The 11,527-nt window shown below is 60.0% G+C and carries 10 protein-coding genes; 7 read left to right on the forward strand and 3 right to left on the reverse strand.

What is annotated here, in order from left to right:
* Positions 1 to 6: 6 nt before the first annotated feature.
* From PATSB16_RS15380 to PATSB16_RS15390, 3 genes are read right to left on the reverse strand one after another with little or no spacing between them, the layout of a single operon-like run.
* On the reverse strand, positions 7 to 1,548 hold the full coding sequence (locus PATSB16_RS15380; RefSeq protein WP_047214958.1) for a SpoVR family protein: 1,542 nt from the start codon (positions 1,546 to 1,548) through the stop codon (positions 7 to 9).
* 48 nt (positions 1,549 to 1,596) lie between these two features.
* Positions 1,597 to 2,859 carry a YeaH/YhbH family protein gene (locus PATSB16_RS15385; RefSeq protein WP_047214959.1) on the reverse strand — a complete coding sequence of 421 codons (1,263 nt, stop codon included), beginning with the start codon at positions 2,857 to 2,859 and terminating at the stop codon, positions 1,597 to 1,599.
* Positions 2,860 to 2,883: 24 nt separating this feature from the next.
* The gene (locus PATSB16_RS15390; RefSeq protein ID WP_047214960.1) at positions 2,884 to 4,806 is read right to left on the reverse strand and encodes a PrkA family serine protein kinase; all 1,923 of its coding nucleotides are present in this window, start codon (positions 4,804 to 4,806) and stop codon (positions 2,884 to 2,886) included.
* A gap of 409 nt (positions 4,807 to 5,215) precedes the next feature.
* On the opposite strand from PATSB16_RS15390, the gene PATSB16_RS20915 reads away from it, so the two are divergent.
* The 7 genes from PATSB16_RS20915 (at position 5,216) to PATSB16_RS15420 (ending at position 11,527) form a co-directional block, all read left to right on the forward strand.
* Positions 5,216 to 5,620 (forward strand): hypothetical protein, encoded by a 405-nt coding sequence (locus PATSB16_RS20915; RefSeq protein WP_156884780.1) that lies wholly within the window; start codon positions 5,216 to 5,218, stop codon positions 5,618 to 5,620.
* A 364-nt stretch (positions 5,621 to 5,984) separates the two neighbouring features.
* Positions 5,985 to 6,878, forward strand: a complete 894-nt coding sequence (locus PATSB16_RS15395; protein ID WP_047214961.1) for a metal ABC transporter solute-binding protein, Zn/Mn family — start codon at positions 5,985 to 5,987, stop codon at positions 6,876 to 6,878.
* A gap of 157 nt (positions 6,879 to 7,035) precedes the next feature.
* Positions 7,036 to 8,382 carry a tRNA (N6-isopentenyl adenosine(37)-C2)-methylthiotransferase MiaB gene (gene miaB, locus PATSB16_RS15400; protein WP_047214962.1) on the forward strand — a complete coding sequence of 449 codons (1,347 nt, stop codon included), beginning with the start codon at positions 7,036 to 7,038 and terminating at the stop codon, positions 8,380 to 8,382.
* 35 nt (positions 8,383 to 8,417) lie between these two features.
* A complete protein-coding gene (locus tag PATSB16_RS15405) occupies positions 8,418 to 9,464 on the forward strand; it encodes a PhoH family protein (RefSeq protein ID WP_072628664.1) in 1,047 nt (348 codons plus the stop codon).
* Positions 9,464 to 9,967, forward strand: coding sequence for an rRNA maturation RNase YbeY (gene ybeY, locus PATSB16_RS15410; protein WP_047214964.1), 504 nt, complete (start codon positions 9,464 to 9,466; stop codon positions 9,965 to 9,967). The genes PATSB16_RS15405 and ybeY overlap by 1 nt, the downstream gene beginning before the upstream one ends.
* On the forward strand, positions 9,964 to 10,581 hold the full coding sequence (locus PATSB16_RS15415) for a gamma-glutamylcyclotransferase (protein WP_047214965.1): 618 nt from the start codon (positions 9,964 to 9,966) through the stop codon (positions 10,579 to 10,581). Before ybeY ends, PATSB16_RS15415 begins: the two co-directional genes overlap by 4 nt.
* Before the next feature lie 79 nt (positions 10,582 to 10,660).
* Positions 10,661 to 11,527: an HlyC/CorC family transporter gene (locus PATSB16_RS15420; RefSeq protein ID WP_047214966.1), complete on the forward strand. Its 867-nt coding sequence runs from the start codon at positions 10,661 to 10,663 to the stop codon at positions 11,525 to 11,527.

The following is an 11,527-nucleotide window of genomic DNA, read 5'->3' on the forward strand; positions in this document are numbered from 1 at the left end:
GCTTTCTCAAGGTGTCAGGCTATAGCGTCGGCGCGGCCGCTCCACTTTGGTTTCGAACGCCATCTCGCTGCGCCCATCGTCGAATACCGTTTCGAGCCGCACCGTAAAGCCCCATAAGCGCGCGACGTGCTTCATCACGTCTTCGCAGCTTCGATCGAGCGGTCGCCGGTTATGCTGAACGTGCCGCAGCGTCAGCGACCGATCGCCATGCAAGTCGACCGAGGCCACCTGCACATTGGGTTCCAGGTTGCTGAGGTTGTATTGCTCGGCAAGCATTTCGCGAATGGCGCGATAGCCGGCATCGTCGTGAATCGCCGTCACGCGCAACCGGCTGTCGCGATCGTCGTCGAGCATCGAAAAAAGCTTCAGATCGCGAATCACCTGAGGCGACAGGAACTGCAGTATGAAGCTTTCGTCCTTGAAATTGCGCATCGCAAAGTCCAGCGTCTTGTGCCAATCGCTGCCCGCCACGTCGGGTGCCCAGCGGCGATCCTCGTCAGTCGGATGCTCGCACATGCGACGCAGATCACGGAAGATGGCAAAGCCCAGCGTGTAGGGGTTGAGCCCGCTGTAGTAGGGACTGTCGTAGGACGGCTGATAGATGACATTGGTATGCGCGTGCAGGAACTCCATCATGGCGCTGTCGGTAATCAGCTTTTCCTCGTAGAGCTGATTCATGATGGTGTAATGCCAAAACGAGGCCCACCCCTCGTTCATCACCTTGGTTTGGCGCTGCGGATAGAAATACTGCCCGAGCTTGCGTACGATGCGCACTATCTCGCGCTGCCAGGGAGCCAATCGAGGCGCGTTCTTCTCGAAGAAATACAGCAGATTTTCCTGGGGCTCGGGAGGAAACGTCGGCTCTTCGCCTTCGGCGCCCTCGCCATCGAATTCATCGTCGTCGTGGATGGCGGTGGGCAACGTTCGCCATAAATCGTTGATCTGAGTCTGCAGATAATTTTCGCGTTCTTTCTGGCGCGCCTGCTCCTGCGCCAGCGAGAGCCGCTTCGGACGCTTATAGCGATCGACCCCGTAATTCATCAGGGCGTGACAGGAATCGAGCAGCAGTTCGACTTCCTGCTCGCCATGTCGCTGCTCGCATTCGGCGATGTAATTGCGGGCAAACAGCAGATAGTCGATGATTGCGTCGGCGCTAGTCCAGGTCCGGAACAGGTAGTTGCCCTTGAAAAAAGAGTTATGTCCATAGCATGCGTGCGCAATCGTCAGCGCCTGCATGGTCATGGAGTTTTCCTCCATCAAATAGGCGATGCACGGATTCGAGTTGATGACGATCTCGTAAGCGAGCCCCATTTGGCCACGTTTGTAGCCTCGCTCCGACGCCAGGAAATGCTTGCCGAACGACCAATGGTGGTAACCGACCGGCAAGCCCACCGTGGCGTAGGCGTCGAGCATCTGCTCAGCGGTGATGATTTCGATTTGATTGGGATAGGTATCCAGCCCGAAATTGGCGGCGATGCGCGCAATTTCTCTTTCATAGCGCTGAATCAGCTCAAAGGTCCATTCAGAACCGGTCGATAGATAGGCCATGATGCATCCGTGGGTGAGTCGTTTGCTGCCAGTGGGCGACGCAACTGACTACGTTGCCTTTTTCCTGAACAGGTCGTGCAATACGGGGTAGATTTCGGCAGCCTCCATGATGCGCTGCATTGCGAAGTTCGGGTAAGCCTCCTTGACCGCCAGATACTCGTTCCAAAGGTTTTGCGGCTCGGCGCTGGCCACCTCGATATAGGCAAAATATTGCACCAGCGGCATGATCGAATCGTTCAGGAGCTCCCGGCAAATCGGTGAATCGCCATCCCAGTTGTCGCCATCGGAGACTTGCGCACCGTAGATGTTCCACTCGCTGACCGGATAACGGTCATGAATGACCTCGAGCATCAGCTTCAGTGCGCTGGAGACCACCGTGCCCCCCGATTCGCGCGCATAGAAGAAATCATCTTCGTCGACCTCCTTGGCAGTCGTGTGGTGCCGGATCAACACCAGATCGATACGCTCATAGTGATGCCGCAAAAAGAGGTATAGCAGCATGAAGAACCGCTTGGCCAGATCCTTGCGGCTTTGATCCATCGAGCCCGACACATCCATCAGGCAAAACATCACGGCCTGTGCCTGCGAACGCGGCTGAAGAATGCGGTTGGCATAGCGCAGATCGAGCTTCTCGATATACGGAATGCCCTCCAGGCGCATGCGCAGGCGTGTCATTTCGCGCATTAGGGCCTGAGCCTTTTCCGACTCGCCGCCGGCTTCGGCGACGGCGGCAAGATAGGCCTCCTCCACTTCGCGCAGGCGCTTGCGGTATGGAGCCGACAGGGCAATGCGCCGCCCGATCGAGCTGCGCATGGTGCGGATGACGCTCAGATTGGACGGCGTGCCGTCGATCGAGTAGCCGGCGCGCACCTTGCGGAATTCCGGAATCTGCGCGAGCCGGCGCTTGACCAGATCCGGCAACGCCATGTCTTCGAAGAAAAACTTGAGAAACTCCTCGCGCGACAACGTAAAGACGAAGTCGTCCTCGCCCTCGCCGGAATCGCTCGCGCGGCTGCCGTTGCCGCCGCCTTGCGGAGGCGGCCGCTCGAAATTGTCGCCGACGACAAACTCGCGGTTGCCCGGGTGCACCATCTCGCGCCGCCCGCCCTGGCCGTGATGGAACATCGGTTCCGAGATGTCCTTCACCGGAATGGAGACTTGCCCGCTGCTGTCGACATCGGTGATCTTGCGTCCGGCCACAGCCTTCGCTACCGCGCGCTTGATCTGCTCGCGGTAGCGTCGGATGAAGCGTTGCTGATTGATGGCACTCTTGTTCTTACCGTTTTCCCGCCGATCCAGTATTGCGGACATAGTTTCCTCGGCATGGCGAAGTCGTCAGGAGGATTTTCGTACGCGCAGGTACCATTCGACCAGCAGGCGGACCTGCTTGGGCGTGTACCCTTTTTCAACCATGCGATTGACAAAGTTCGCGTGCTTTTCCTGATCTTCCTTGGATGACTTCGCGTTGAAGGAAATCACCGGCAGCAAATCCTCGGTGGTCGAGAACATGCGCTTCTCGATAACCGCGCGCAGTTTCTCGTAGCTCGTCCACAAGGGATTCTTGCCCGCATTGTTGGCTCGCGCCCGCAGTACGAAATTGACGATTTCGTTGCGGAAATCCTTGGGGTTGGTGATGCCCGCGGGTTTTTCCACTTTTTCGAGTTCGTCGTTCAGCGCCGTGCGATCGAGAATTTCTCCGGTATTCGGATCGCGGTATTCCTGATCCTGAATCCACAGATCGGCGAAATTCACATATCGGTCAAAGATATTCTGGCCATATTCGGAATACGACTCCAGATAGGCGGTCTGAATCTCCTTGCCGATGAATTCGACGAACGGCGCCGTCAGGTACTCCTTGATGTAGGCCAGGTACCGCTTCTCGATCTCGGGAGCATACTGCTCACGCTCGATCTGCTGCTCGAGCACATAGAGCAGATGCACCGGATTGGCGGCGACTTCGGTATTGTCGAAATTGAATACCTTGGACAGCACCTTGAAGGCGAACCGGGTCGACAACCCGGTCATGCCTTCGTCGACGCCCGCGTAGTCGCGATACTCCTGATATGACTTCGCCTTCGGATCGATATCCTTGAGATTTTCGCCGTCATATACGCGCATCTTCGAGAACAGGTTCGAGTTCTCCGGTTCCTTCAGCCGGGTGAGCACGGCGAACTGAGCCATCATTTTCAGCACGTTCGGCGCACGCGGGGCGTTGGCCAGCGAACTGTTCTTGACCAGCTTCTCGTAGATCTTGACTTCGTCGGTCACGCGCAGGCAGTAAGGTACCTTGACGATGTAGATCCGATCGAGAAATGCCTCGTTGTTGCGGTTACTCTTGAACGCCTGCCACTCCGCCTCGTTGGAGTGCGCCAGCACAATGCCGTCGAACGGAATCGCACCAAAACCTTCAGTGCCCTTGTAGTTGCCTTCCTGGGTCGCCGTGAGCAGCGGGTGCAGCACCTTGATCGGCGCCTTGAACATTTCGACGAACTCGAGCAAACCGCGATTGGCCAGGCAAAGGCCGCCGGAATACGAGTAGGCGTCCGGGTCGTCCTGCGGGAAATCCTCGAGCTTGCGGATATCGACCTTGCCGACCAGTGCGGAGATGTCCTGGTTGTTCTCGTCGCCTGGTTCGGTCTTGGCGATCGACAGTTGGGCCAGCACCGACGGGCGCAGCTTCACCACCCGGAACTGCGTGATGTCGCCATTGAACTCGTGCAGTCGCTTGACCGCCCATGGCGACGCGATCGTGTTCAGGTAACGCGACGGGATCCCATAGTCTTCCTCGAGGATTTTGGCATCCTCGCCTGCGGAGAAAAGACCCAGGGGCGACTCATGCACGGGCGAGCCCTTCAGCGCGTAGATGGGGATTTCCTCCATCAGCGCCTTGAGCTTTTCCGCCAGCGAGGATTTGCCACCGCCCGGCGGCCCGAGCAAATAGAGGATCTGCTTGCGTTCCTCGAGCCCCTGCGCGGCATGTTTGAAGAACGATACGATCTGCTCGATCGTATCTTCCATGCCGTAGAAATCCCGGAAAGCCGGGTATATCTTGATGATCTTGTTCGAGAAGATGCGCGACAGACGGGGATCGTGATGCGTGTCCACCAGTTCAGGCTCACCGATCGCCTTGAGCATGCGCTCGGCCGAAGTCGCGTACGCCGTAGGGTCTTTCTTGCAGATCTCGAGGTATTCCTGGATGGTGAATTCCTCTTCTCTGCGAGCTTCGAAACGCGTCGTGTAATGGCTGAAAATATCCATATACGTCACCCCGCCTCTTTAGTAACCCGCCGCATGCGGCGCGTGTCATGCTAATAGACTCGGAATGCAATACGTTGGTTTCGCAAAAGATAGTGACTCACCACCGCTTTGCTCGACCTGCACTCCATCACATGAACGACTGAAAACCGCTTTAGGTTGACTTTAAACTTGTGCAGCGAAAAATCAACACTTAACTTCATCATATGCGCAAAAAAAAATCTTGTCTCGCGCATTTTCACAAAATACAAAAGCGCGCATGCCCGAACACGCGATGCGCCGAATCTGCTGCGGCAAAAGCGGCCCGGCGCCGGCCGGACGAGCCAGTTGCATTATTTCGTCCGTTTGACATTACGGTGCTGCCAAGCACTTAGGAATGCAATATGTTTCGTTGAATTTGTGGAAGCCGGATATGAATCGCAGCGCCCGGCGCGATGACCATCGAGTCGAATGCAATCGCCATGGAATGGGTAGCGGCCGAGAAAAAACGAGGCCTGATCGCGGGCTGACCGAGCGCATCAAGTCAGACCGGTGGGACGTCGGTTACTTCACGAAAAACACCGTTTTCAGGACATCGGCGACCTCCTCGTCAGATGGCGCCGGCCAGTCGGCCTATCGACACCATATTGCAAACTATGTTACGCCCGCTAGGAAAAATGTGTTGCCGGCACAACGCTCCAAAACCCTGATATCGACGCAGATGCGCGGACACGGCGGCGGGCGTCGCCCGAATGACGGGAACTCCCTTGGCAATGCAACTTTGTTGCATATCGAAAGCCCGCATTGCCCCTCCGTCTTCGCCCTGCGCCAGCCATAGCGCCGGCCAGGCCGGACATCACGGGCATCTGCCAGCCAAGCCTCGCGAATCGCGCACCGCTTCGCGCAGTCAATCCCCATGTCGTCCTCCCCCGGGTGTCGTCTGCACGCACGGCGGGCAAGCCGATGGGAACGTTGATTTGACACATTGATGACAGCGACAATTTCAGGCGCCGACAGCAAGCAGTGTTAATCTGTCATGCTTTGGCCAAGCTGAGCCCCCTCGGCGGCTCAGCTTGGCCACGCCCCCCCGCCCTCCCATTGTCGACAACGGGCACCGGCAGGCCGTCCGATAACCCGGGGCCTGGCCGGACGCCGGCACGCGCATGGGAAGGCAGCGCATTAGGATTGACAAGGAGAGCAAGATGCAGCGTTTTCTGAAGCCCTGGCTGGTGGCCTGTCTGGCCTTGCTGACCAGCCTCGCCCACGCCCAGGACAGCAAACTCCCTGTGGTGGCGAGCTTCAGCATTCTTGGCGACATCGTGCATAACGTCGGCGGCGATCGCGTCGAGGTGACCACACTGGTTGGTCCGGACCGCGATAGCCGCACCTACCAGCCCACCCCTGCCGACGCCGACAAGCTGGACCATGCGCGCCTGCTGCTCGTCAATGGTCTTGGCCTGGAAAACTGGCTGCCGCACCTGAAGGCGATCAGCCACTATCGAGGCCCCGTCGCGGTCGTCACCGAAGGCATCAAGCCTCGCATGATTCGAGAGCACGGCAAGCTGGTGCCCGATCCCAACGTATTCCAGGACCCCGTGCTGGTCAAAACCGTGGCGCTGCGCATCCGCGACGCGCTGATCGCCGCCGACCCGGCCGGACGGGCCTATTACACCGAGCGGGCGCTGAATTACACGTTGGCGCTCGATGATCTGGTCACCTGGGCGCATAAGCAGTTGGCGCCCATTCCGCCGCCGCGCCGCGTCATTTTCACCGCCCATGACGACTTCGGGTATCTCGGCGAGCGCTTCGACATCCGCTTCATTACGCCACCCAGCCCGACCCGCAACCGCGAGCTCAGTGCGTGGGAAATACGCCGTCTGGCCCGCAAACTACGCTACCTTGGCACCCAGGCGATCTTTGCGGAAAACACAGCCAGCCCGCAGGTCGTCGAGCGGGTCGCCCGCGACGCGCACCTCAAAGTCAGCGGCAAGCTCTACGCCGATGCGCTCTCGCAGACCCAGGAAGCCGTCACCTACCTGCAGTTGTTCCAGCACAATATCCGCGTCGCCGTCAGCGCGATGAAAAACAACCGATAGCCCGACCGGCTATAATATCGGGCTTGACGCGCCCTCGACCTCCACTCCTGGCGTTTTGCCAGTCCCGGTCGGCGGCGCGCGGCCCGCGCAGTCTGCGGCCATCTCTTTCGTTTTCTCCAAAACGCCCCCAGGTCAACCACTGCGATCGGCGCTCGAAATGGCAAAAAAGAAGCTTTACGTCAAGACATTCGGCTGTCAAATGAATGAGTACGATTCCGACAAGATGGTCGACGTACTCGATGCGGCCGAGGGCATGGAAAAGACCGACAATCCCGAAGAAGCGGATGTCATCCTTTTCAATACCTGCTCGGTACGCGAAAAGGCCCAGGAGAAGGTGTTTTCCGATCTTGGCCGGGTACGCCAGCTCAAGGAAGCAAAGCCGGATCTGCTGATCGGCGTCGGCGGCTGTGTCGCCAGCCAGGAGGGCGCCGCGATTGTGACGCGCGCCCCCTATGTGGACATCGTATTCGGGCCGCAAACACTGCACCGGTTGCCCGAGATGATGGCCAAACGCCGCGCGCTCGGTCACGCCCAGGTCGATATCTCCTTCCCCGAAATCGAGAAATTCGACCATTTGCCGCCAGCCAAGGTGGAAGGCGCCACGGCTTTCGTATCGATCATGGAGGGCTGCAGTAAATATTGCAGCTATTGCGTCGTACCATACACCCGCGGCGAAGAGGTCTCGCGTCCGTTCGACGACGTGCTGACCGAAGTTGCCGGCCTCGCCGACCAGGGCGTGCGCGAAGTCACGCTGCTCGGCCAGAACGTCAATGCCTACCGTGGCGCGATGGGCGAGCGCGAGATTGCCGATTTTGCCCTGTTGATCGAATACGTCGCGGAGATTCCCGGCATCGAACGGATTCGCTACACCACCAGCCACCCGAAGGAATTTTCTTCGCGCCTGATCGAAACCTACGCCAAGGTGCCCAAGCTGGTGAATCACCTGCATCTGCCGGTGCAACACGGTGCCGACCGCATTCTCTCGGCCATGAAACGCGGCTACACCGTGCTCGAATACAAGTCGATCATCCGGCGGCTGCGGCAAATCCGTCCCGACATGTCGATGTCATCCGACTTTATCGTCGGCTTTCCGGGCGAAACCGAGGCCGATTTCGACAAAATGATGGCGCTGGTCGAAGAGATCGGCTACGACACCAGCTTTTCGTTCATCTACAGCCCCCGGCCCGGCACACCCGCCGCCAACCTGCACGACGACACGCCTCGCGAGATCAAGCTGCGCCGTCTGCAGACGCTGCAGGCGACCATCGAGGAAAACATGCAGCGCATCAGCCAGGCGATGCTCGGCAGCACCCAGCGCATTCTGGTCGAGGGCGTCTCGCGCAAGGATGCGCAGGAAATGCAGGGCCGCACTGAAAACAACCGGGTGGTGAACTTTCCCGCGCCGACGCATGAGCGTGCGCGCCTGCCCGGCCAGATGATCGACGTCACCATCACCCAGGCGTTTCCGCATTCGTTGCGCGGCGAAATCGCCGCCCGGCCCTGAGGCCTTCCCCATCACACCGCAGCCCCCACAAAAATATCTTGAAAGCGCCCACCCACGAATTCACCGCGCCACGGGACGACAACAAGCGACTGGCCAATCTGTGCGGGCCGCTCGATGAAAATCTGCGCCAGATCGAGCAGGCGCTCGACGTCGCGATCAACCGGCGCGGCCACCGCTTTACGGTGCGCGGCGATGCGGCCGCGGCCACCGTCCAGGTGCTGGAAGTTTTCTATAACCGCGCATCGGAGCCACTCACGGTCGACGACATCCAGTTGGGCCTGGTCGAAACCCGCCAGGGAAAAAGCCCGGCGATTCGCCTTGGCGGGGAAGACAACCCCTTCGTGAGCGAGGATCTCGACCAGAGCGACTCCCCGGTCCTGCACACGCGGCGAGCCGATCTGCGCGGGCGCACACCGACCCAACGCGAATATCTCAAGCAGATCCTGTCGCACGATGTGACCTTCGGCATTGGCCCGGCCGGCACTGGAAAAACGTATCTGGCGGTCGCCTGCGCGGTCGATGCGCTCGAGCGCGACGCGGTCAAGCGCATCGTCCTGACCCGGCCCGCGGTGGAAGCCGGCGAGCGGTTGGGTTTCCTGCCCGGCGACCTGGCTCAGAAGGTCGACCCGTACCTGCGCCCTTTGTACGATGCCCTGTACGACCTGCTCGGCTTCGACAAGACCCAGAAAATGTTCGAGCGGCAAATGATCGAGATCGCGCCGCTCGCCTATATGCGGGGTCGCACCCTTAATCACGCCTTCATTATTTTGGATGAGGCGCAAAATACCACGCCGGAACAGATGAAAATGTTCCTCACACGGATCGGTTTCGGCAGCAAGGCGGTGGTCACAGGCGACACCACGCAAGTCGACTTGCCGCGCGGTCACAAAAGCGGCCTGATGGAAGCCCAGCACATCCTGAAAAATGTCCGCGGCATTGCGATGACGCGCTTCTCGAGCGTCGACGTCGTGCGCCACCCGCTGGTCGCCCGGATCGTCGAGGCGTATGACGAACATGCCCGTCACGCCGAAGCCGGTCTCGATGTGCCCGACGGTGTGGGCGACACCAAACGCAGCCGCTGATGACTCGCGCCCCCGCCCTGAAACTCACCGTGCAGTTCGCCACTGCGGATTGGCCTACGCACAAGACGGTATTGCCCCGCGCCACCCTGAGCCGCTGGGTCAAGGCAGCCCTGTTTGCCGACGCCGCGCTGACGCTGCGCTTTGTCGATGCCGACGAGGGCCGGATGCTGAATCGAACGTATCGGGGCAAGGACTACGCCACCAATGTCCTGACCTTCGCCTACGCGGAGTCCGAGAGCGACCCGGTCAGCGGCGATATCATCCTGTGCTGCCCGGTGGTCGAGCGCGAAGCCCGGGAACAGGGCAAGGAGTTGCGCGCGCACTACGCCCATCTGATCGTCCATGGCGTGCTGCACGCACAGGGCTATGATCATCAAACCGAGGCCGAGGCCGGTGAAATGGAAGGCATCGAAACCGAGTTGCTGACCGGCATGGGTTTTCCCGATCCCTATCTGGAACCGTCGCCCGAAAACCCGAAAAAGCGGCCCGCAACACCATCATGAACCGCTCGGCCTATCCACCCGATCTCGGTATTGCCCGCCACTTGAGCCAGGAAGAAATGGCCGCCTCGCTCGATGGCGCCCTGCGGCACTGGGACGGCAAGGCCGATATCTGGCTATTCGCCTACGGGTCACTGATCTGGAATCCGGGCGTGCCTGTGGTCGAAACCCGGCGGGCCAAGGTATTTGGCTACCACCGGGGTCTTTACCTGTGGTCACGGATCAACCGCGGCACGCCCGAGCAGCCCGGCCTGGTGCTCGCGCTCGACCGGGGCGGCTCCTGCAACGGAATGGCGATGCGCCTGGGAGCCGATCAGGCGCGCGCTCATCTGGCGACGCTCTGGCACCGCGAGATGGCCATGGGGTCGTATAACCCCGCCTGGCTGCGTTGCACACTGGCCGACGGGCATGACACGCGCGCCCTGGCTTTCGTGATGCGGCGCGACGTCAAGACCTACGCCGGCCGGCTCAACGACGATCTGATCCGTCATGTATTCAGTCGCGCGCAAGGGCGCTACGGCACCACGCACGATTATGTTGCCCGCACCGTGCAGGCCCTGCGCGAGGCCGACATGCCCGATCAGGCGCTCGAAGCCATCCTGCGGCGCTGTCGCTAGCCATGCCGCGACATGCGATTAGTGTATCCTTGAGACTCTCTTGTTAACGCCCGCGCCCAGAAGTGATGGACGCACAGTCATGACCGACCCCTACCCCAGTCGCAAACCCGTGGACAAACCGCGCTCCCTGCTGGAGCGCTTGACCGACCTCATTTCCCCCGAACCCGAATCGCGCGCAGAACTCCTGGAAATCCTCCAGGATGCGCACGAGCGCAATCTCGTCGATGCCGACTCCCTGGCAATGATCGAGGGGGTGTTCCAGGTTGCCGAATTGTGCGCCCGCGACATCATGGTGCCGCGCGCCCAGATGGATGCCGTCAACATCGCCGAGACGCCCGACCAGTTCCTGCCCTTCGTGCTGGAGCAGGCCCATTCGCGCTATCCGGTCTATGAGGGTAACCGCGACAACATCATCGGCATCCTGCTGGCCAAGGATTTGCTGCGCTGCTACGTCAACCAGGACTTCGACGTGCGCGACATGCTGCGCCCGGCCGTCTTCATTCCCGAATCGAAGCGCCTGAACGTGCTGCTGCACGACTTTCGCGTCAATCGCAACCATATCGCCATCGTGGTCGACGAGTACGGCGGTGTCGCCGGATTGATCACCATCGAAGACGTGCTCGAGCAGATCGTCGGCGACATCGAGGACGAATACGATTTCGACGAGGAAGAAGACAACATCATTGCCGCGCCCGACGGCAGCTACCGGATTCGCGCCCTGACTGAAATCGAGCAGTTCAATGAAGCGTTCGGCACCCAGCTGCACGACGAAGAGAACGACACGATCGGCGGCCTGGTGACGCACCAGTTCGGTCGCGTGCCGCGGCGCGGCGAGCGCATCCGCATCAACAACGTGCTGTTCGAGGTGCTGCGCGCCGACGGGCGGCAAGTCCATGTCTTGCTGATCCGCAAGACCCCGCCGCCCCAACCCGTGGCACAGGAATAG

Origin of the sequence: Pandoraea thiooxydans, assembly GCF_001931675.1 — a bacterium.
GTDB classification, from domain to species: Bacteria; Pseudomonadota; Gammaproteobacteria; order Burkholderiales; family Burkholderiaceae; genus Pandoraea; species Pandoraea thiooxydans.

Bases quoted from the DNA above. Each gene is read 5' to 3' on its own strand.
- PATSB16_RS15390 (WP_047214960.1), bottom strand. From the start codon at position 4,806: ATGGATATTTTCAGCCATTACACGACGCGTTTCGAAGCTCGCAGAGAA.
- PATSB16_RS20915 (WP_156884780.1), top strand. From the start codon at position 5,216: ATGAATCGCAGCGCCCGGCGCGATGACCATCGAGTCGAATGCAATCGC.
- PATSB16_RS15395 (WP_047214961.1), top strand. From the start codon at position 5,985: ATGCAGCGTTTTCTGAAGCCCTGGCTGGTGGCCTGTCTGGCCTTGCTG.
- PATSB16_RS15385 (WP_047214959.1), bottom strand. From the start codon at position 2,859: ATGTCCGCAATACTGGATCGGCGGGAAAACGGTAAGAACAAGAGTGCC.
- ybeY (WP_047214964.1), top strand. From the start codon at position 9,464: ATGACTCGCGCCCCCGCCCTGAAACTCACCGTGCAGTTCGCCACTGCG.
- PATSB16_RS15420 (WP_047214966.1), top strand. From the start codon at position 10,661: ATGACCGACCCCTACCCCAGTCGCAAACCCGTGGACAAACCGCGCTCC.
- PATSB16_RS15380 (WP_047214958.1), bottom strand. From the start codon at position 1,548: ATGGCCTATCTATCGACCGGTTCTGAATGGACCTTTGAGCTGATTCAG.
- PATSB16_RS15415 (WP_047214965.1), top strand. From the start codon at position 9,964: ATGAACCGCTCGGCCTATCCACCCGATCTCGGTATTGCCCGCCACTTG.
- miaB (WP_047214962.1), top strand. From the start codon at position 7,036: ATGGCAAAAAAGAAGCTTTACGTCAAGACATTCGGCTGTCAAATGAAT.